Here is a 19886-nt window from a genome sequence, read left to right as displayed (position 1 = left end):
GGGGCCGTCCGGTGTGCGAAGGGCTAGCTAGCGGTGCGCGCCCGGCTCCTCGGTGGGAGTGGGGACGGGCGTGGTGGTCGTGACCTGGGCGCTGTCGGCGACGGCGGGCGGCGCGACGACATCGTCGGTCGCCGGTGCCGGAGCCTGGGCGGGCTGCTCGGGCGCCGCCGGAGTCGTCTCGGCCGGCTCGGGAGCGGCCGACTCGGTGACAGCCGGTTCCTGAGGGGCCGAGTCGGGAGTGGTCGCCTCCGGCGTGGTGCTCGGTGTCTCGGGCGTGGTCCCCGGCGCCGTGGTGGTCGCGGCGATGTCCTCGGCCGTGCGGGCCGGGCTCGTCGTCGGCGCACCGCTGGTGCTGGTCGGCGCGGGCGACTTCGTGGTCGACGGCTGGGTCGTCGTGGCGGCGGCCGCCAGGTAGGCGTTGCGCTCGCGCTCGACCTCGGTGACGTTGACCTTCATCTCCTCATAGGCCACCGCCAGCTCGGCGGGCTCCGGAGCGACCTGGGTGTTCACCGGCTCACCGGCCTGCGCCTGCTTGGCCAGGTGGGTCAACCACGCCGCGGCATACTCCGCCGAGGTCAGCGGCTTGCCCGCGGAGGCGTCGGCGTCGTCCCAGTAGTCGAAGTGGTGACCGCTGTGGTTGGGGCCCAGAGTGAGGTTGTACGGGTCGCTCATGATCACCGGGATGGTGTTCTGGTTGGTCACCAGCAGACCGACGACCTCGTTGAGCAGCTTCTGCGGCAGGTAGGCCAGCGGGGACATCTCCTCGGTCTCGATCGAGTCGGCCACCGGCGCGGGCTGATGCTCGCCCGGCACGTACTCGGGGTCGGAGACCCGCAACAGCACCTCGAGGAAGGTCTCGTCACTGGCCATCCAGTTCGGCTGTGCGGCGATGTCGGAGAAAGCCGCCAGTGCGATCTGCCCGAGCACCATCGCGACGTCGCCGCCGGTGGCCGGGGTGAGTCCCTCGCGTTCGAGGGTGTCCACATTGAGCTGCCTGCCCACGTTCACGACCAGTTGCAGCAGCGAGATGTTCTCCGGCGCGGCGCAGGTCAGGTCGCCTTCGGAGCAGAAGGAGGCGATGCGGCCGTTCAGCGCGCCGAAGTCGCCGCCGGTGCCGGGCAGTGCGCCCTGGCCAGGGGTGCCCTGCGACACGTTCTGGTACTGCCTGTCGAAGCCGTCGGGATTGGCGAACGGATCCTCGGCGCCGATGAAGGGCCCCTCGCCGGCTCCGCGACCCGAATCGGCCAGGATCACCACACCAACGACGTTGTTCGGATCGACCACGTCGTAGCCGTCCGAGGATTCGTCGTTGCCGATCCCCATCGCGACCCGGCGCACCACATCGGCGCCCTCGCTGTAGCCGACGATGGCGAACCGGGTGTCCGGGCAGGCCTGCGAGATCTCCCGCATGACTTGCTGGGTATTTGCCACACCGGTGTTCACGGCCTGCTCGTAGGACTCCATATTCGCCGGGTAGGCGATGTACACCGCCCGGTACGAGTCCGGATCGACCGCCCCGTCGGGGGCGTTGACGACCGGATCGAGCCACTCGCTGTTGTGATCACCGGCCATCGCGGCGGGCAGCGGGTTGCCGTTGGCGTCGACGAGCATGAGGGTGGAGCCCTCGCGCGGGGTGTCGTTGCGCCCCGCCACCGAGATCGCCACCATGTCGTGACACTCCGTCACCGAGGCCTTGAGCTCGGTATCGACGCTGGTAGGCGGCGAGGTCAGCGCCCACGTCGCGCCGACCACGACCGCGGTGCCGACGATCAGCGGTGCGGCGGCCGTGGAGACGATCTTGTGGCGGGCGGCGAATGCCTTCTGTCGGACGAACAAGTCTCGAAGAGCCATGTCCCGTTCCCCAATCCATGTGCAAACGAGCAAGAAGGACTGGCCCCCCGACGGGCCGTCTGTCACCTAGCACGTCGGAACCGGCATCAAGATCGTTACCGCCGTGCAAACCGGATCACAGTCTCATTCGCTCGCCGTAACCGGACCGACACCGCCGCGACCCCCGAAAGCGGGTTGCCTGCCGGATCACCACGACCGATCCGGGGATCGACGACATGCCGGTCCCCCGCAGTTCTCGGAAGCGACTCCGCGCGGCGGCGGGCCGCGTGCTGCTGCGCCACGTCGTCGACGCCCCGGCCCCGGCCGACACTGATGACGACTGACGACGTGAGAGCGTTCCCCACAGGCGCTCGTGTCCCGCCGGGATGTCCTACGGTAGGGAGATCGAAGGCCCTGCCTCGCCGCCGAGAGGACAGCGATGACCGTGCAGGTCGGCTCCACGTCGCGCAACACCCACCACGACCTGACAGCACACGAGGTCGTGCTGCTGCACGAGACCGACGCGCACCGCGGCCTCACCGCCGCCGAAGCCGTGGCGCGGTCGAAGCGTTTCGGCCCCAATGTGCTGCCCACCTCGTCGGGGAGCGGTACGGCGCGGCGGATCCTGCGCCAGTTCAACAGCCCGCTCATCTACGTGCTGCTCGCGGCCGCCCTGATCACCCTGTGGCTGCGGGACTACGTCGACTCGATCGTCATCGCGGTGGTGGTTGTGGTCAACGCCGTCGTCGGGTACGTCCAGGAGTCCAGGGCGGAGGCGGCGCTGGACGCGCTGCGTTCGATGGTGCGCACGCAGGCCACGGTGATCCGCGACGGGCGCCGACGATCCCTGCCCTCCGACGACCTGGTGCCCGGCGACCTCGTCGTGCTGGAGGCGGGGGAGAAGGTTCCCGCCGACCTGCGGCTGGTACGAGTCACCGAACTGCAGGTCGACGAATCCGCGCTGACCGGCGAGTCCGTTCCCGTCGTCAAGGACGAGGTGGTGCTTCCCCAGCCGACAGTCGTGGCGGACCGCCGCAACATGGTGCACTCGGGCACCTTGGTCACCGCGGGAGCGGGGGCCGGGATCGCCGTCGCGACCGGCGACCGAACCGAACTCGGCGAAATCCACCGGCTGGTCGGTTCGGCCGATGTGCTGGCCACCCCGCTGACCGCCGAGCTGAACGCGTTCAGCCGGATACTGACGATCGCCATCCTCGTCCTCGCCGCGATCACCTTCGGCATCGGACTCGTCCGCGGACAGGACGCCGCCGAGACCTTCACCGCCGCGGTGGCACTGGCCGTCGGCGCTATTCCGGAGGGCCTGCCCGCGGTCGTCACCATCACCATGGCCATCGGCGTGACGCGGATGGCCAAGCGGCGCGCGGTGATCCGGCGACTGCCCGCCGTCGAAACACTGGGCAGCACCACCGTCATCTGCTCGGACAAGACCGGCACCCTCACCACCAACCAGATGACGGTTCGCGCATTGTGGACCCCGCAGGCGTGCTACACGGTGACCGGTGCGGGCTACGACCCCGAGGGCGCCATCCATGACGCGGAAGGCCGCATCGCCGACCTCGGCTCCGACCGCGCGCTGGAGTGGACGCTGCTGGCGGGCGTGGGCTGCAACGACGCACACCTGGACCGAGTCGACGGACGCTGGTCGATCGTCGGCGACCCCACCGAAGCCGCGATGCTGGTCGTGGCGCGCAAGGCGGGGCCGGATCTCGAGGACGTGTGCGCCACCCGTCCCCGCGTGGGCACGGTTCCGTTCAGCTCCGAGCGCCAATTCATGGCCACCCTGCACGTGGACGAGGCGACCGGCGAGCGGGTCGTGCTGGTCAAGGGCGCGGTCGAACGCGTCCTCGACCGGTGCGCGCACCTCATGGACGCCGACGGCTCACACCGTCCGCTGGATCGCGCGGCGGTCCTCCGCGCGACCGAGGAACTCGCCGCACAGGGGTTGCGAGTGCTGGCCACCGCGGTGCGCCCGATCGACGCCGAGACCGATTTCGATGTCACCGTCGTCGATGCCCTGGTGCTCACCGGCTTGCACGCCATGCTCGATCCGCCCCGTGCGGCGGCCGCCGACGCGGTGCGCGCCTGCCACGTCGCGGGCATCCAGGTGCGGATGATCACCGGCGACCACGCCGCCACCGCCGCCGCCATCGCCGAGCAGTTGGACCTGATCCGGGCACCCGACGGTGAGCTCGTCCTCACCGGCCGCGACCTGGACGCGATTCCCGAGCAGGACCTCGCGGACACGGTCGATCGGGCTCGGGTCTTCGCCCGGGTCTCGCCCGAGCAGAAACTCCGCCTCGTCGAGGCGCTGCAGACCCGCGGTCACGTCGTCGCGATGACCGGCGACGGCGTGAACGACGCACCCGCGCTGCGCAGGGCGGATATCGGCATCGCGATGGGCGAGGGCGGCACCGAGGTGGCCAAGGAAGCCTCCGACATGGTCCTCACCGACGACGACTTCGCCACCATCGAAGCCGCCGTGGAGGAAGGCCGCGGCGTCTTCGACAATCTGACCAAATACATCGTGTGGGTCCTGCCCACGAGCCTCGGCCAGGGCCTGATCATCCTGGCCGCCATCGTGTTCGGCGCGACGCTGCCGATCCTGCCCACCCAGATCCTGTGGATCAACATGACCACCGCGGTGGTCCTCGGTCTGACGCTGGCCTTCGAACCCAAGGAACCGGACACCATGACCCGCCCGCCGCGAGAGCCGGGACAGCCATTGCTCTCCAGTGCGCAGGTCCTGCGGGTCCTTCTCGTATCCGGTCTCATCCTGGCCGGCGCCTGGTGGCTGTTCGAGTGGGAGTTGGGCAATGGTGCCGGGGTGGCCGTGGCGCGGACGGCGGCAGTCAACTTCGTCGTCGCGGTGCAGGTGTTCTACCTGTTCAGCTGTCGCTCGCTGACCGTGTCACCATGGCGGATCGGCTTCTTCAGTAATAAGTGGATCATCGGTGGCGTCTCGGTCCAGGTTCTGGCCCAGCTGGCCATCACCTACATACCGGCGATGCAGACTCTGTTCCACACCGCCGCGATCGACGCCCAGACGTGGTTGCGCCTCGTCCTGCTCGCGGCGCTGGCCACGCTGATCGTCGCCGTCGACAAGTATTTGCGCACCCGATTCGGCACCACTCCGCCCGCTCGGCACAGCGGACCCGAACCCGTCGCATCGCCGTAGGTGTCAGTCGGGCTGCCCCACCACGGGATGTGTTCTGCGCCAATGGTTCGCGATGTCGATGCGCCGGGTGATCCACACCTTGTCGTGCCCTTGGACATGGTCGAGGAACCGTTCCAGCGAGGCCAGACGCGCGGGACGCCCCACGATCCGGCAGTGCAATCCGACGCTCAACATCTTCGGCGCGCCCTCGAGACCCTCGGCGTAGAGGACGTCGAAGGCGTCGCGCAGGTGCGCGAAGAACTGGTCGCCGGAGGGGAATCCGGCGGGGGAGGCGAAACGCATGTCGTTGGTGTCGAGCGTGTAGGGCACGACCAGGTGGTTGTCCGCCTCGCCGTTCGCGCCGTGCGGAACCCGCACCCAATACGGCAGGTCGTCGGCGTAGGAATCGGAGTCGTAGGCGAATCCGCCCGCCTCGACCACCAGGCGGCGGGTGTGCGGGGAATCCCGGCCGGTGTACCAGCCGAGCGGCCTGCTGCCGGTCAGCTCGGTGAGGATGTCGATCGCCTCGCGCAGGTGCGCGCGCTCGGTCTCCTCGTCGACGAGTTGGTAGGACTGCCATTTCAGTCCGTGGCAGGCGATCTCGTGACCGAGCTCCAGGAACGCGGCGGTCGCTTCCGGATGGCGTCGCAGGGCGCGCGCCACTCCGAAGACGGTGAGTGGCAGGCCACGACGCTCGAACGTCCGCAGCACCCGCCACACGCCCGCCCGCGAGCCGTACTCGTAGAGCGATTCCATCGACATGTGCCGGTTCGGGAACGCCTGCGCGGGGGTCATCTCGGACAGGAACGTCTCCGACGCCTCGTCGCCGTCGAGCACGCAGTTCTCCGCGCCCTCTTCGTAATTAAGCACGAACTGCACGGCGATGCGCGCGTCGTCGGGCCAGTGCGGATGCGGCGGACGCCTGCCGTAGCCGATCAGGTCGCGCGGGTACTCCGTCAAGCCGACTCCCATCGCCGTTCCAGTTCCGCCCACCCCGCCTCGGTCGGCGCGCCGAACAGCCGGAGGCGGGCCAGACCACCGTCCGGGTAGATGTTCAGCAGGATCTCGGTGACCGGTGCGCCCGGCGTGAGCGGGAATCGGTGCCGGGTGTCCGGCCGAAGTGCCGTGCGCGCCAGGATCGGGACGGTCGCGCCGTCCCCGCCGATCCCGACGATCTCGGCCTCGCCGGGCGCGTTGCCCAAGAAACAGGAGGTGTCGACTTCGGCGAGCGCGACGGTGCCCTCGGTCGCCAGCCGCACACGCACCCAGTCGTTGCCGCCGTCGCGGCGGCGGGCGGTCTCCCACCCTTCGCCCATGGTGCGGGCCGGGCCGGGCATGAGCAGATTCTGCGGCGCGGAATAGAAGCGGTTCGAGCAGCCGGTGACACAGGCGCCGTTCTCCAGCGCCGCCAGATCGACAGGTCCGAACCGCAACAGCGCCGGATCGGGCCGTGCCTGCCCGTGCACCCGCAGCCGGGCGACGCCGCCGTCGGGGAAGATGTCGAGCCGCACGTGGGTGAAGGTGCGCGCGTCGTCGACGCTGTAGAGATTGCGGGTGTCGCCCCGCGCGGCGGACCGCGCGACCACGGTGACCCAGTCCTCGCGGGCGGCGAGCTCCGCCGCATCCGGGTACCCGTGCACGCGCAGAGCGCTCACGGATATCTCCGGCGGGTAGTTGCCGCGGAACCACGCGGTGTCGACCACGATGCCGTGGATCACGCCGGGCGCGCCGAGCCGCACGATCGCGCTGTCGTGACCTGGGGTACGCCTGCGCCGGGTCTCCCAGCCGTCGTAGATCTGCCCCTTCCCGCCGAACGTGGCGGGTGAGTAGACCGGGTCGCCCGGCCGCACCAGGGCTTCGCGTTCGGCGAAGAACTCGTCGTTCGCCCACACCACCGCCCCGCCGAGGGTTCGGACCGCCAGGTCGGGCAAGGCGAGGAAGCCGGCGGTCTCGGGGGCGTCGGGTTCGGGAGAATTGCCGTTCAAGGGTCCTCCTGTACGGGCAGGTGGCGCAGCCGGGCGGTCCTCACATCATTCAGCGCACGCGCCGTCGGCGCGAGGCGAACTGTTCACGCGCTCAGATCGCGGGCGCGAAAATCGCTGGGGCGCATGCCCCGATGCCGTTTGAACGCCGCGCTGAAGCCGAAGGCGTCCGCGTAGCCCACGGCTTTGGCGACCTGCGCCACGGTGAGATTTCGATCGGTCAGCAGTTCCTCGGCTTCATCCATCCGGCATTCGGTGAGATAGGCCAGCGGCGTCTGCCCCATCACCTCGGTGAAGCGCCGCGCGAACAGCGCCCGCGACACCCCCGCCACGGCGGCCAGCGAGGCGACCGTCCACCCTGTGGCGAGGCGCGCGTGCATCGCGTCCAGTGCCGGACCGACCACCGGGTCGGCCGGCCCGCGATACCAGCCGGGTGCGTCGGTGTCCTGTCCTTCGAACCAGCCGCGCAGCGTGCAGACCAGCGCCCAGTCGAGCAGTCGGTCCATGAGTGCCTGCGCCCCGGCGGGCCGCGCGGCCGCGTCCGCGGCGACGGATTCCATCCAGGCGCACACCTCCACGTCGTCCGACACCACGAGGACAGGGGGCACCGCGCGCAGGAGTCGTTCGTGACGCCGGCCCGCGGCCCGGTAGGCGCCGACGAGCAGAGCGGTCTCACCGGCGAGGTCGTTTCCCCAGCGTCCCCCCTCCAGGCCGGACGCGCATTCGGCATCCGCGGTGAAGCAGGCGATCTCGTATCGCTCATGGGGCAGGTCGACCGAGCTCGGGTGATCGGCGAGCAGGAACGCATCCGGCCCGCGCACGATCGCGGTGTCGCCCATCTCGATCCGGCGCTCGACGCCACCGGGTAGCAGCAGCGTGCCCCCGCCGCGCAGCACGGTCACCATGGTCAGCGGCGCCTGGTCGGCGAATCGGATGGTCCACGGCGGCTCCAGCACCGCGTGGGTGAGTACGGCTCCTTCGGCCCGGATACCGCCCAGCAGTCTGCTCAAAGGGTCCACACCACCGAGCGTAGACGAACTCCTATCGAACGGAGACCTTCACCCATAGATCGTCCAGCGAATCGGCGGTGGAATGAGATGCGAACCGCACCATCGATCGTCCGGGACACACCGGACCACCATGGAGGAACCGTGCAGCTCAACCAGATCGAGGACACCGCGACCACCCGCACCGCGCTGGTCGTCCTCGCCCATCCCCGCCCCGACTCGCTCACCGCCCATATCGCCCGCCGAACCGCCGCCCGCCTCACCGCGGCCGGCTACCGGATCGACCTGCTCGATCTGCACGCCGAGGAATTCGACCCCCGGATGACAGTCGCCGACCTGCCGGAATGGGGTAACCGCGACAAGACCTACTCCGCGGAGGTCGAGAGCCATATGCGCCGCATCCTCGCCGCCGACATCATCGTCGCGGTGTTCCCGGTGTACTGGGTGCAGGTCCCGGCCATCCTCAAAGGCTGGATCGACCGCGTGTGGAACTACGGATTCGCCTACGGCCGCAGCAAGCCCCGGCTCGCGGGCAAGCGGGCACTGTGGCTCGGGCTGGCCGGTGCGGCGGACGATGACGGAATCGTCGAGCTCATGCGGCAATCGTTGAGCGCGCAACTCGACGACGGGCTCGCCTACTACTGCGGCCTGACCCAGTCGTCGGTGGGCCTGTTGCCCGGCGCCGAGGAGCAGCAACAGCGCCTCGACGCCGAAGGCAATCTCCTCTTCGACGACGCCCTCGGCGGAGCCGAACGCGAGGCCCACTACGCCGCGCTGGAGAACCGGGCGATGGGGTTCGTGAACGACCTCCTCGCGCCGGACCGGGTACCGGCCTGAACCGCCGGATCGATCCGCGCGGTCGGGAAACGGGGGATCGACGCCGATACCTGGACCTTCCGGTCCATCCGCCCCGTAACGGCTGACCGCCCGTGCCATAGTGGGCGCATGCGGTCGACGTGTTCGCTCTATGTAGATGCCGGGTATCTGCTCGCGTCCGCCGCCACGCGGGTCACCGGCACCTCGTTGCGCAGCGGGATCCACGTCGACTACGCCAAGCTGATCAGCGCACTGGTGGAATCCGCGCAGGCCCGGTCGGGGTTGCCGGTGTTGCGGTTGCACTGGTACGACTCGGCGCGCAACGGCGTTCCGGACGCGCAACAGGAGCGTATCGGCGAACTCTCCAAGGTCAAGCTCCGGCTCGGACGGTTCGGTGTCAACGGCGAGCAGAAGGGCGTCGACCTCCGTATCGGACTGGACCTGGTGGCCCACGCGCGCAACGGCGCCTCCGATGAGTTCTTCCTCGTCTCGGGCGACGACGACCTCACCGAAGCCGTCGAGGAGGCCCAGGTCCACGGCGTCCAGGTGGTGGTGCTCGCCGTGCCCACGGCCGCGGGCAAGTCACACGGCGTGAGCAGGCACCTGATCCGCGCTGCCGACGAACTCGACAATATCGACGGCGAGGCGGTGGACGCGGCGGTCCTGAAAGTCGATCGGCCGCCGGTGCCGGAGCCGGTGGCCGCGCCACCGCCGCCTACCCCGGCGCGCCCGCCGACCGCACCGGCTCGGCCCACCGTCCGTACTCCCCTCGATCTCGCGTCAGCCGCGCAGAGCCCGGCCCCACGTCCCCCGAAAAGCGTGCTCGCCTACAGCGTTTCGACCGGCTCGCCCGGCCGGGTGCTGACCGGGTACGACAGCGGTGGCGACGAGCAGGAGCAACTGATCGACGAGGTCGTGACGCGGGTACTGGCGTCCTTCCGCGAAAGCGCCACCGCCGCCGAGAAATTGGAGCTCCAGCGCGCGCGGCCGTCGATCCCGCGCGAGATCGACGGCGCGCTGCTGCTCGACGCCTCCGAGGCGTTGCAGAAATACGACCTGGACGAAGGCATCCGATACCGCCTGCGTGCGCGCTTCTGGGAGAAGTACGACGAGAGCTGACCGCGAATCCCTCGCTTTCGACACCGCCGGGACGAGCCTTCGACGCTCCTGTCGTGCCGGTTGCGCTGTGCGCCGGACTGTCAGCGCGGCTTGTCGGCGGCCAGGATCTGCTCGACCAGGATGTCGGCGTGGCCCGCGTGGCGGCCGAGTTCGGCGATCATGTGCAGGCAGATCCAGGCGTAGGTGACCGACCCGAGCAGACGGTGCTCGAAGACGTCGTCCATCGCCGTCGTCTTCGCGATCTCCCGCGACCGTGCGCACGCGGCCTCGAATTCGGCGATCACCTCGGCGAGGGTCTGGCTCTCGGGCACCATCCATCCACCGTCGTCGCCCCGGGCGTAGCCGTCGCAGCGGGATTCCTCGATGCCGCCGATCGTGCGCTGGAACCACACGCGTTCGGCGGCGGCGCAGTGCTTCAGCAGGGCGATCGGGGTGGTCAGGGAGGGCACGAGCCGTCGACGGCTCTGTTCGTCGGTGAGCGGTTCGACGGCCCGCACGAGCTCCGCACGGGCACGGTCGAGAGCGGCTTCCAATTCCGTACGTGTCACGTGACCCAGGGTATTCCGCTGTGCGCGAAGGGCACTCGTCTGTCGCGGGGCAAGCGACGTCGATGGGCGCCGAGCGTTCATCGACGGATCGCGAAAGTGTCGGCGGGGTCCCGGCTCGAGGAGTCTCAGGTACGGGTCGGCGCCAGCTCGGCGATCAACGCCTCCACCCGGGTCCGGATCTCGTCGCGGATCGGGCGCACCGCGTCGACGCCCTTGCCCGCGGGGTCATCGAGTTTCCAGTCGCGGTAGCTGGTGCCGGGCAGGACGGGGCAGGCGTCTCCGCAACCCATGGTGATCACCACGTCGGCGGCGTCGACCGCCTCGTAGGTCAGCTTGGTCGGCGTCCGGCCGGAGATGTCGACGCCGACCTCGGCCATCGCCTCGACCGCGGCGGGGTTGATCCGGTCGGCGGGAGCGCTGCCCGCGGAGCGAACCTCGATGGCATCGCCCGCGAGGTGGGTGAGGAAGCCGGCGGCCATCTGGGAGCGTCCGGCGTTGTGGACGCACACGAACAGCACGCTGGGTGTGGCGGTGGTCATCGTGGGGTGGCCTTTCAGACGGTGGGGATGTCGAGTTCGGCGAGCAGGGTGCGCACGCGGGTTTCGATCTCGTCGCGGATGGGACGCACGGCGTCGACGGTGAGGTCGGCGGGGTCGGGCAGGGCCCATTCCTCGTAGCGGCGGCCGGGGTAGAGGGGGCAGGCGTCGCCGCAGCCCATGGTGATGACGACGTCGGCGGCCTGCAGGATTTCCTCGGTCCACGGCTTGGGGAACTCGCCGGTGATGTCGATGCCGATCTCATCCATGGCCGCGACGACGGCGGGATTGATGTGCTCGCCGGGTTCGCTGCCGCCCGACCAGGCCACCGCGTGCTCTCCGGCGAGACGGGTGAACAGGCCCAAGGCCATCTGTGAGCGTCCGGCGTTGTGGGTGCACAGGAACAGCACCGTCGGTGTGCCGGTGCCCGCTTTACCTTCGACGCGGGCCAGGGCCTGCAGCCGCTGGCGGGCGAAGCGTTCGGCCAGCAGCGGCAGGTAGTTGACGACGGTGGCGCGGCCGGCGAACTGGTCGTAGGAGGAGTGCAGGAATCGTTCGATGGTCTCGACGCCGAAGATGCCGTCGAATTCGCGTTGCAGGCGGGTCGCGGCGGTTCTGAGGGCTACCTGCTGGTCGATGGTCAGGTCCGCACGGGGGTGGACGGCGTGCGCGACGGGACTGTCGGTCATGGAAGAACTCCATCGTGAGAAGGCGAGCGCAGGGGTGGATCAGTGCACGGGAGTGGACAATTCGGTGAGCAGAGCGGCCACGCGGGCGGCGATGTCGTCGCGGATGAGCCGCATGCGTTCGATGCCGTCGATCCCGCGGTCGGAGGGCTCGTCGGTGTCCCATACCCGCACCTGGACTCCCGGCGGCGGGTCGAGGCGAGCTTCGCGGCCCAGGACGACGATCACGTCGGCACGGGCGGCCACCGCGGGGTCGATCGGCTTCGGGTACTCGTCTGTGGTGTCGGCGCCGATTTCGCCGAGGACCTGGACCGACAGCGGGTTGAGCGCGGTGCCGGGGTCGGTGCCCGCCGAATGCACCCGCACCGAACCGGCGGCGGCTCGGCGCATCAGGGCGGCGGCCATCTGGGATTTGCCGCTGTTGCGCACGCAGACGAAAAGCACCGCAGGCGTCGTCGTGCTCACGATCGCTCGCTCCCGCCCGCATCTGCCGCCGAGGTGGCGCCCACCGGGCCGAAGCGTTTGCGCAGGGCGAGGGAGACGTAGACCAGGGCGACGAGGACAGGCACTTCGATGAGCGGTCCCACCACTCCGGCCAGCGCTTGGCCGGAGGTCGCGCCGTAGGTGGCGATGGCGACGGCGATGGCGAGTTCGAAGTTGTTGCCCGCGGCGGTGAAGGCGAGGGTGGTGGTGCGTTCGTAGCCGAGGCCGATCGCGGCGCCGAGGGCGTAGCCGCCGCCCCACATGATGGCGAAGTAGGCCAGCAGGGGCAGCGCGATGCGGACGACGTCCAGCGGGTGCGAGGTGATCTGTTCGCCTTGCAGGGCGAAGAGGATGACGATGGTGAACAGCAGCCCGTACAACGCCCACGGCCCGATCGCCGGCAGCAGGCGGGACTCGTACCAGTCGCGGCCCTTGGCCCGTTCGCCGAAGCGGCGGGTGAGGTAGCCGGCCAGCAGCGGGATTCCGAGGAAGATCAGCACCGACTTGGCGATCTGCCACGGCGAGGCTTCGATGGTCGCCTGTTCCAGGCCCAGCCAGCCGGGCAGCACCGACAGGTAGAACCAGCCGAGCACGGCGAACATCAGCACCTGGAACACCGAGTTCAGCGCCACCAGCACGGCGGCGGCCTCGCGATCGCCGCAGGCGAGGTCGTTCCAGATGATGACCATGGCGATGCAGCGGGCCAGGCCGACGATGATCAGGCCGGTGCGGTACTCGGGCAGGTCCGGCAACAACAGCCAGGCCAAGGTGAACATCAGCGCGGGGCCGACGAGCCAGTTCAGGGCCAGGGAACCGAGCAGGAGTTTGCGGTCGCCGGTGACGGTGTCGAGCCGGTCGTAGCGGACCTTCGCCAGTACCGGGTACATCATGATCAGCAGCCCGATGGCGATGGGCAGGGAGATGCCGTCGATCTCGATCGCGCTCAGGGCGTCGCCGAGGCCGGGGATGAGCCGCCCGAACAGCAGTCCGGCGAGCATGGCCGCGCCGATCCAGACCGGCAGGAACCGATCCAGGGTGGACAGTTTGCCCACCACCACCGCGGCGTCGCCGGTGGCCGTGTGGTCGGTGGTGGTCACGCGGGCACCGCCTGTTCCGCGCCGTCACCGAGCAGGATCTGCGAGATCCGGGCCATCGCCTCGGGAGCTACGCGGTAGTAGACCCAGGACGCGCGGCGTTCGCTGACCAGCAGCCCGGCCTCGCGCAGCACCTTGAGGTGGTGGGAGATGGTCGGCTGGCTGACCTCGACCCCGGCGGAGAGGTCGCACACGCACGCCTCCTGCCCGTCGCGGGAGGCGATCGAGCTCAGCAGTCGCAGTCGCACTGGATCCGACAGCGCCTTGAACACTCCGGCCAGTTCGGCGGCGGCCGCGGCCGAGAGCGGTTCACGGACCAGCGGCGCGGCCGAGCACGCCTGGATCGGGGTCACCGACAACTGTGGCTTAGGCATGCATCGATATTGACGCTCATCGAATCAGAGAGCAAGCGAACACCTGGTGAACACCGCCACTGACTGGTAGGTGAGCGGCGTGCCGATCGTGGCCGATCTCACGGCGACCATGCGTCTCGAGGCCGTCGAGCTCCGGGTCCCGCGACCGACGAGGGATGAGGGATATCGTCCTCGAACGACGTCAGGAAACGGGCGAGGTCACCAGATATCAACCCACATCGGTCTTTTGGGGATGTCGAGTAACGCCGAGTTCCGGTGAACCATCAACGGGACCGATGAGCCGACGTGCAGCCGCTCGGCCAGTGCTCGCGCTCTCTTCTCCCGAAATTGCGGAAACAAGTACCGCTTCTGCACCCGGCTTTCCTCGGCCGATTCCGGATGAGCGAACTGCACTTCGACACGTACCTGCCACAAATCGAAATCCAGTAGCCCCTGAGCGTGCTTGCACCGCAGGTCTGAGGCGATCACCGTCCCCTCCACTGCTGCTCCCACACGCCGAAGGCAATTCCGACGCAGCCGCCAGGCGCCTGCCAATACGAGCAACCACCCGGCCAGACCCAGCAAGACGCTCACGGGGATGAACAGCGCCATCGCAGCCGGCGATCCCGTCCGCCGAGCGATCGAGCTTCCCGCGTTCAGCGCACCGGCCATGAAGGCCACCGACCCGATTGCGACTCCCAGTGTCCATACCAGCGACATCGGGCCGATCATCTTTCTGGGCCGTCTCATACCGAACTCCTCGATCCGAAGAGCGCCGTGCGGAACCATGGCATAACGTGGCTCTCAGTACCAGCGCCGGTCGTCGGGATGTTCTTCGAACTCGTCCGGCCAGTCGCTCGGGCCGACCACGGTCTCGCTCGATCGAGAACGACGGGTCGGCGGCTCCGGGGGAAGCCACAAGCCCGCGGGCGGTGAAGTCGGCGTATGCGGAGATTCCGGGGTCCAGTTCCATATGAACAGTGGCGAGCTCTTCATCTCGGTGACTTCCGGTGGCACGGGATCGGCGGAGGATTCGATATCGCACCAGCGACATTCACCGTTGCCGACACGCTCGGCGTATACCTTGAGTGCCGGAGACGCAGAATCCATGCCAGCGACCATCGAGATGAATTCTTCGGTAACTTCGGTGGGCCCGTCGAAAAGTTCGTCGATATCGATACGGGCCAGTCGGGCGGTGGCGGTACGAAGATTGTCCACCGCATCCATTACCTTGCGAGCGACGATCTCTACCTCTGGATCCAGATCGGGCTCACGCATGCTTCCCCATTGCGGTCTCATCATTACGCGTTCTCCCATGGGGCGGTACCTGCGCCGACATCATACGATTGAGTGGGCCGGTTCATTGTGTCTCCATAATTGGAGATCTGTTCGAGATCTTTCGCGATGGTCGTCGCCCGGGTCGCATCATCGACCTTCTTGGTGACAGGCGCGATGGTCTCCTCGAGCTTCTGTTGCGCGGTTTCTCGCAACTGGCCGATCGGATCCTTGATGATGTCGAGCAGCGCCTGGAATGTCTCTGCCAGCTCTCTGATCTTACCGACCACATCGATGGCTGCGTTGATCAGCACACCGATGTCGTATGCCAGCTTCGCGATTCTGGCCGCTCCCAGACCGGGAAGGGCTGTAGACACAATGTTGGCAACCGACTGAAGTGCGCCTTTTATGTCATCAAAATCGACATATTTGTTAAGCATCCCCCATAGCTGTTCGAGGATGAATTTAATGCCATTTCTGATCTCGTCGGAAACCGCGCCCGCGCAATCGCTGACGATGCGTCCCACGGGACCCTCCCATTTCATTGCCGCGACCTGCTTTGTTGCCCAGTCGCTAAATGCTATGGAGGCTGCACCATCCCAATTCGGTCTTCCATCCGTGCTGCCGTCGATTCGAGTGACTCCGCTTTCGAGATTCTTTCCGCAAGCTTCCAGCCCGTTTCCGGCTGCCTTGTAGACTTCGCCAAGTCGTCGAATCTCGGACCAGTTTCCCGGGATTGGCTCCAAGCATTTCACCAACGGATCGTATTCGGATCCCGCCGCGCGAGTGATGCTCTTGATGGATTCGTTGACATTGCCGAGCACAGGAAATGTCTCGGCGATAAGACCTGCGAGCTCTTCCCTATTCGCTACCGGCGCTTCGAGTTTGAAAGACTCTGGCTTCGGATAGGTTGCCGCGCCGACGTAGGGACTAGTTGTTCCGGCTTCCTCGGTGTAGTCGTCCACTGGGAGGTTCGACTCGGTATGTGCGTTGAGAGTGGCGTAGTTCTGGTGATCCTGGTTGTGATACATCCAGGCGGCCTTGTTGAGTTCGATTCCGGTGCCACGTGTGGCATCGGCCAGGACTGCGTGCCTCTGCGACATTCGTTCGGCTGCATCATTTATGTGAATTACCAATGTGTCGATGATCGGCCCGTGAAGCCAGTCCGCCGCCTGTCCTTCTTTCGCCACGAACTGGGATACGGAAAGGGCGTCCTCCGCTATCGAGGTGACAAGGTTTCCAAGTCCGGATATCTCGCTGGGATTTGCCGCAAACGTCTCAGTCATTATTGTGATCCCCTGAAATCTGCTGTTCATCGACGTGAGAGTGAGCTCGTCGAACCCCTGCATTATCGGGAGCAGAATATACTTGTACGTATCATCCGTCAAATAGAGGAACGTGAAGATACTCGTGAGTGTTGGCGGCAGTCGCTGGTCGGCCGACCAGCGGTAAGAGTTGATCTACCAGGCAGTCTGCGTTGGCCGGAGGGGGTGATGCCGGTCGGCCCCTGGCACAGGTAACCGCTGGATCTGACGGGTGCGTCGGTCGAGCGCCCCAACGGCTCAGGCGAGCCAGCGGCTGTGATTTCAGCCGGTGAGGACTTCTGCAGGGCTCCATATCCGGGCGATGTCAGAGAACTGGCTGTGGCGGTAGGAACTTGTCCGCCGATACCCAGTTGTCGACTCCCGCTGAGTGATTGTCGTGTATTGTGCTGGTGCTGGGTTTGATATGAGAGCGGTACCGAGTCGGGGAATCGGTGTATTTTGGTGCAGGAACGAACGACTGGTGGCCGTCCGGTCCTGCCGATTGGTGCCGCAACCCCAACGATCAAGGTTTCAGATGAGAAGTAGCTTCGCCGCGGGTTTCATGCTGATGAGTGCGTCAACGCTGGTCGCATGTAGTAGTGCAACCGATCGGGACTCGGCCACGTCGGTATCGGCGATCGCATCCTCGACAGCCGTAGCAGCTACCGCCTCCGTGAAGGTGAGCGTCCAAGCCGCGCCGGCGCAGGCCGGCACCGAACAGGTCCAGTCAGATCCGTGCACGAGTGTGGGGGACGACTTGGTGACGCGCGCCGGATTTGACCCGGATACTCGCGAAAGATACTCAGCCGAAAGCGTTTCCATGCCGTTCACGAGGATTGGCTGTCAGTTCTGGCGTGCGGAACTCGTCGACGGAGAGGAGTATCCCACGGGCTTGGTGACGGTGACCTCCAGCGACTTGACACTTGACGACATCCGAAAAAACCCTGGCCACAGCATATTCAACTCGGACCCGATCGGCGGACGCGAGGCGGTGCTGTACCGAACGCCGCAGAACGACGGTACTTGCTCAGCATCAGTCGAATCGACCCTGGGGACCTTCACAGTGGGGCTGATCGTTCATCCTGGCCCGGTCGCTGTACCGCCGGCGTGTGAGGAGATTCAGCGGATTGCCGCAATCTTCACCGAGTCGCTGACTGCCGAATGATAATCGGGATCCTTGATGATGAGGGAGGGGACGAATCGTCGGCGGCTCTGTGTGTCGGTCGGTGGTTCGACTGCCTGGGCGAGGGCGGCGTAGCACCGTCGAGGGCTGCTTCCAAATCCCTGCGCGTCACGCGATTTAGCGTGGCCATCAGGGTCGGCGGAGAACGGGCGGGCGTAGGTCTTCAGGAACAGGATCACGCCACGCTGGTAGACGAACTTCGGGCGCGGAATATCACTTCTGCGACGTCAAGTCCCTCGTCCAATTCGATCAGAAAATTCGATGCCGCGCGAACCTGATGGTCGGAAACCTCGAACTCGGGTTCCTCTCCGACATTGTTGATCCGATCCGAATTCAAGTTCATCTTTCCCCTGCCAGGCGTCCACTTTTGTGACAATCCGAAGACGCATTGTCTGTTGTCGTGATCAACCAGACTCTTCGTGTACGTCACCAAATGTGCCAACTACATTAGCGCAATCCACTTATCCGCGGGCCATGTCGACAAATCGGCTCAGATGCAACTGATGGGCGACGGTGATCGTCGCGGTCGGACCGTTGCGGTGCTTGCCCAGGATCAGGTCGGCTTCACCGCCGCGCGGGTCGTCGCGTTCGAACGCGTCGGGTCGGTGCAGCAGGATGACCATGTCCGCGTCCTGCTCGAGGCTGTTGTGGACCGAAATACTCTGGGCGACAAAGTTGTGCGTACCAGGCACGGTGCCGTCGTAGACGTCCTGCTCACCGAGCGAGGTGATCTCGACGATCCTGTCCCAGAACACGTCGTTGGTCGCGAACATCTCGATGTCGGCGTCGTCGAGGATCGTGGCGACCCGGGCCAGCCGGGAGCGGCTCGGCGAACGTTTCCAGTTCGTGGAACCGCAGAACCGCGAGCCCATCGCCGCGGAGAACTCATGGTGGGTCATTCGCTTGGCGGCGAGCAGGGTACGAACCTGGTTCCCCACGTCTTTCGGCACGGTGTAGACATCGGTGTTGCGCACGAGCGGTTCGAGCTCGGCCAGGGCTGCTTCGGCGGCTACGCCGCACACTCCGCGGACCCCGATGTCCCGGAGGAAGACGGTCTGATTGTCCGCGCCGTCGACACCGAGGTGCCAGCAGTCCCGGTAGCCGGTCTTCTCCACCCGCTCGATGCGAGCGTGGATGTCCAAGCGCAGCAGTAATTGCGCCAGATCGTCGACGAGACGGCGGCTGGCGGAGGCGAAGTAGATCCGGGCCTGGCGTCCCTCGGCATCCCAGCTGACCGAGCCGTCAGCGGCCCACAGATGCCGGACGAACAGCGCGACTTGGTCGTTCGGCGGGCCGAAAACCCTGTCGGGCAAGAACTTTTCGTAAGAGCCGCCGCCGATCCTGTGGGCGAGCATCACGATCTCGGCCTCGGCCATGCGTTGGGTGTGCACGGGCTCGGGGACCGTGGGCGTGGGTGATCAACAATTCGCTCGCCGCCGCGAACCCCACCGCGCCGCTGCTCCGGCATCGGGCTGTCGCCGAAGTCGAGCAGATCGACAAAGTCCGCACCGAACTGGCCACTCGGTATGCCGTGATCCCGCTGTGCATCACCGAGCCTGTCGGCATCCAAGCTCTGGCCTCGCTGGCCGACACCCGCCTCGAGCCGTCGCCGGTGCGGTAACCGACCGGCGCATCGCCAGGCCTGGTCCACCCGACGGCGGTCAGTTGCAGGGACTGCGGCGTTCGAGGAAAACTACGTCGTGCCATGTGTCGTCGAGGTGGAGCATGCGTTCGCGTATACCGACGGTGCGGAATCCGGCGGAATGATGCAAGGCCAGCCCGGCGCGGTCGGTGGGCAGGACTCCGGTGGACACGGTGATGAATCCGGCTTCGTCGGCGGCGACGACCAGTGCCCGGATCAGGGATTTGCCGACACCGCGACCACGGCGGTCCTCGGCGACGAACACGCTGCTCTCGGCCAGCCTCTCGGCGGCCGGGCCGAAGGAGGCCGGGCTCAGGGCGGCGAATCCGGCGATACGGCCGTTTATCTCAGCGACCCATCGATGCTCCGGTAGCCGATCCTGAACCGAGACCGGCCCGCCGAGCGCGACGACGGCGGGCAGGTCGTCGTCGGTCATCGCGCGGACGGTGACGTCCTCGGGCAGGTCGCCAGGGCAGCAGGGGCGTTGCCCCAGTGCGCCCATGACGGCGTCGGCGGCGTGCGGCAGGCCGGTGCAGCAGGAGGGGTTGACGGCGACCACGGTGGAGGTGCCGTGTTTGGACACGCTCACGAATCCGACCTCGGCGAGCTTGCGCACGTGATGCGACACCGTGGGCTGCCCGACGCCGAGGGCTTCGGCGAGCTCGCCGACGGTGATGCCGCCGGGCCGGGCGGCGACCTGGTGCAGCAACCGCACCCGGGTGGGGTCGGCGAGGCACGCGAACCATCCCGCATAGGTGGTCGCCTCCTCCACCGGCAGTGCGTCCACCTGAAGGCCGGCGGTGTCGCGCACGGTGGGCATGTCCAAGGAGGTCATATCACCAGTCTAGGGACT

18 protein-coding genes and 2 pseudogenes are annotated in these 19886 nt (G+C 67.2%); 5 read left to right on the top strand and 15 right to left on the bottom strand.

Going from position 1 to position 19886, the window contains the following annotated elements; genetic code table 11:
- Positions 1–27: 27 nt before the first annotated feature.
- Complete coding sequence (locus IU449_RS19370; RefSeq protein ID WP_195003514.1) at positions 28–1851, bottom strand: cutinase family protein; 1824 nt, start codon at positions 1849–1851, stop codon at positions 28–30.
- Positions 1852–2269: 418 nt separating this feature from the next.
- On the opposite strand from IU449_RS19370, the gene IU449_RS19365 reads away from it, so the two are divergent.
- Entirely contained in the window at positions 2270–5026 is a 2757-nt protein-coding gene (locus IU449_RS19365) for an HAD-IC family P-type ATPase (protein WP_195003513.1), read from the top strand.
- A gap of 3 nt (positions 5027–5029) precedes the next feature.
- On the opposite strand, the gene puuE is transcribed toward IU449_RS19365, so the two are convergent.
- The 3 genes from puuE to IU449_RS19350 all read right to left on the bottom strand — a co-directional run bounded on the left by puuE (position 5030) and on the right by IU449_RS19350 (position 8006).
- A complete protein-coding gene (gene puuE, locus IU449_RS19360; RefSeq protein WP_228805193.1) occupies positions 5030–5965 on the bottom strand; it encodes an allantoinase PuuE in 936 nt (311 codons plus the stop codon).
- Entirely contained in the window at positions 5962–6990 is a 1029-nt protein-coding gene (gene alc / locus IU449_RS19355) for an allantoicase (RefSeq protein WP_195003511.1), read from the bottom strand. The genes puuE and alc overlap by 4 nt, the downstream gene beginning before the upstream one ends.
- Before the next feature lie 83 nt (positions 6991–7073).
- Positions 7074–8006 carry a helix-turn-helix transcriptional regulator gene (locus IU449_RS19350; RefSeq protein ID WP_195003510.1) on the bottom strand — a complete coding sequence of 311 codons (933 nt, stop codon included), beginning with the start codon at positions 8004–8006 and terminating at the stop codon, positions 7074–7076.
- Between the two features lie 132 nt (positions 8007–8138).
- On the opposite strand from IU449_RS19350, the gene IU449_RS19345 reads away from it, so the two are divergent.
- Positions 8139–8831, top strand: a complete 693-nt coding sequence (locus IU449_RS19345) for an NAD(P)H oxidoreductase (RefSeq protein ID WP_324188329.1) — start codon at positions 8139–8141, stop codon at positions 8829–8831.
- 108 nt (positions 8832–8939) lie between these two features.
- Entirely contained in the window at positions 8940–9929 is a 990-nt protein-coding gene (locus IU449_RS19340) for an NYN domain-containing protein (protein ID WP_195003508.1), read from the top strand.
- Positions 9930–10009: 80 nt separating this feature from the next.
- Here IU449_RS19340 and IU449_RS19335 read toward each other — a convergent pair whose 3' ends face one another.
- The 9 genes from IU449_RS19335 to IU449_RS19295 all read right to left on the bottom strand — a co-directional run bounded on the left by IU449_RS19335 (position 10010) and on the right by IU449_RS19295 (position 16190).
- Positions 10010–10477 carry a DinB family protein gene (locus IU449_RS19335; protein WP_324188328.1) on the bottom strand — a complete coding sequence of 156 codons (468 nt, stop codon included), beginning with the start codon at positions 10475–10477 and terminating at the stop codon, positions 10010–10012.
- Between the two features lie 125 nt (positions 10478–10602).
- On the bottom strand, positions 10603–11016 hold the full coding sequence (locus tag IU449_RS19330; protein ID WP_195003506.1) for an arsenate reductase ArsC: 414 nt from the start codon (positions 11014–11016) through the stop codon (positions 10603–10605).
- Between the two features lie 14 nt (positions 11017–11030).
- Positions 11031–11702, bottom strand: coding sequence for an arsenate reductase ArsC (locus tag IU449_RS19325; RefSeq protein WP_195003505.1), 672 nt, complete (start codon positions 11700–11702; stop codon positions 11031–11033).
- Positions 11703–11741: 39 nt separating this feature from the next.
- A complete protein-coding gene (locus IU449_RS19320) occupies positions 11742–12164 on the bottom strand; it encodes a low molecular weight phosphatase family protein (RefSeq protein ID WP_195003504.1) in 423 nt (140 codons plus the stop codon).
- Positions 12161–13279 (bottom strand): ACR3 family arsenite efflux transporter, encoded by a 1119-nt coding sequence (arsB, locus tag IU449_RS19315; RefSeq protein WP_324188327.1) that lies wholly within the window; start codon positions 13277–13279, stop codon positions 12161–12163. The genes IU449_RS19320 and arsB overlap by 4 nt, the downstream gene beginning before the upstream one ends.
- A complete protein-coding gene (locus IU449_RS19310; protein WP_195003503.1) occupies positions 13276–13650 on the bottom strand; it encodes an ArsR/SmtB family transcription factor in 375 nt (124 codons plus the stop codon). Before IU449_RS19310 ends, arsB begins: the two co-directional genes overlap by 4 nt.
- A gap of 198 nt (positions 13651–13848) precedes the next feature.
- Positions 13849–14379: a hypothetical protein gene (locus IU449_RS19305; protein ID WP_195003502.1), complete on the bottom strand. Its 531-nt coding sequence runs from the start codon at positions 14377–14379 to the stop codon at positions 13849–13851.
- A gap of 54 nt (positions 14380–14433) precedes the next feature.
- Entirely contained in the window at positions 14434–14907 is a 474-nt protein-coding gene (locus tag IU449_RS19300) for a hypothetical protein (protein ID WP_228805191.1), read from the bottom strand.
- Between the two features lie 23 nt (positions 14908–14930).
- Entirely contained in the window at positions 14931–16190 is a 1260-nt protein-coding gene (locus IU449_RS19295) for a hypothetical protein (protein ID WP_195003501.1), read from the bottom strand.
- A gap of 553 nt (positions 16191–16743) precedes the next feature.
- Here IU449_RS19295 and IU449_RS19290 point away from each other — a divergent pair.
- Positions 16744–17373: a DUF3558 domain-containing protein gene (locus IU449_RS19290; RefSeq protein WP_195003500.1), complete on the top strand. Its 630-nt coding sequence runs from the start codon at positions 16744–16746 to the stop codon at positions 17371–17373.
- Positions 17374–17852: 479 nt separating this feature from the next.
- Here IU449_RS19290 and IU449_RS19285 read toward each other — a convergent pair.
- A pseudogene (locus tag IU449_RS19285) lies at positions 17853–18794 on the bottom strand (LAGLIDADG family homing endonuclease); the annotation flags it as partial.
- Between IU449_RS19285 and IU449_RS19280 the strand changes: the two are divergent.
- Positions 18794–19012: pseudogene (locus IU449_RS19280) on the top strand (arsenical pump-driving ATPase); the annotation flags it as partial. The pseudogenes IU449_RS19285 and IU449_RS19280 sit on opposite strands and share 1 nt — an antisense overlap.
- A gap of 40 nt (positions 19013–19052) precedes the next feature.
- Here IU449_RS19280 and IU449_RS19275 read toward each other — a convergent pair.
- Positions 19053–19868: a helix-turn-helix domain-containing GNAT family N-acetyltransferase gene (locus IU449_RS19275; protein ID WP_195003499.1), complete on the bottom strand. Its 816-nt coding sequence runs from the start codon at positions 19866–19868 to the stop codon at positions 19053–19055.
- Between the last annotated feature and the right edge of the window lie 18 nt (positions 19869–19886).

The sequence above is a fragment of the Nocardia higoensis genome, from assembly GCF_015477835.1.
GTDB classification, from domain to species: domain Bacteria; phylum Actinomycetota; class Actinomycetes; order Mycobacteriales; family Mycobacteriaceae; genus Nocardia; species Nocardia higoensis_A.
This window is presented reverse-complemented; position numbering and strand designations above follow the sequence as displayed.

What these genes read in the sequence shown, in the direction of transcription:
- IU449_RS19370 (WP_195003514.1), bottom strand. Translation starts at nt 1,851, where the DNA reads ATGGCTCTTCGAGACTTGTTCGTCCGACAGAAGGCATTCGCCGCCCGC.
- IU449_RS19365 (WP_195003513.1), top strand. Translation starts at nt 2,270, where the DNA reads ATGACCGTGCAGGTCGGCTCCACGTCGCGCAACACCCACCACGACCTG.
- IU449_RS19340 (WP_195003508.1), top strand. Translation starts at nt 8,940, where the DNA reads ATGCGGTCGACGTGTTCGCTCTATGTAGATGCCGGGTATCTGCTCGCG.
- IU449_RS19330 (WP_195003506.1), bottom strand. Translation starts at nt 11,016, where the DNA reads ATGACCACCGCCACACCCAGCGTGCTGTTCGTGTGCGTCCACAACGCC.
- IU449_RS19325 (WP_195003505.1), bottom strand. Translation starts at nt 11,702, where the DNA reads ATGACCGACAGTCCCGTCGCGCACGCCGTCCACCCCCGTGCGGACCTG.
- IU449_RS19310 (WP_195003503.1), bottom strand. Translation starts at nt 13,650, where the DNA reads ATGCCTAAGCCACAGTTGTCGGTGACCCCGATCCAGGCGTGCTCGGCC.
- IU449_RS19305 (WP_195003502.1), bottom strand. Translation starts at nt 14,379, where the DNA reads ATGAGACGGCCCAGAAAGATGATCGGCCCGATGTCGCTGGTATGGACA.
- IU449_RS19300 (WP_228805191.1), bottom strand. Translation starts at nt 14,907, where the DNA reads ATGCGTGAGCCCGATCTGGATCCAGAGGTAGAGATCGTCGCTCGCAAG.
- IU449_RS19295 (WP_195003501.1), bottom strand. Translation starts at nt 16,190, where the DNA reads ATGACTGAGACGTTTGCGGCAAATCCCAGCGAGATATCCGGACTTGGA.
- IU449_RS19290 (WP_195003500.1), top strand. Translation starts at nt 16,744, where the DNA reads ATGAGAAGTAGCTTCGCCGCGGGTTTCATGCTGATGAGTGCGTCAACG.
- IU449_RS19275 (WP_195003499.1), bottom strand. Translation starts at nt 19,868, where the DNA reads ATGACCTCCTTGGACATGCCCACCGTGCGCGACACCGCCGGCCTTCAG.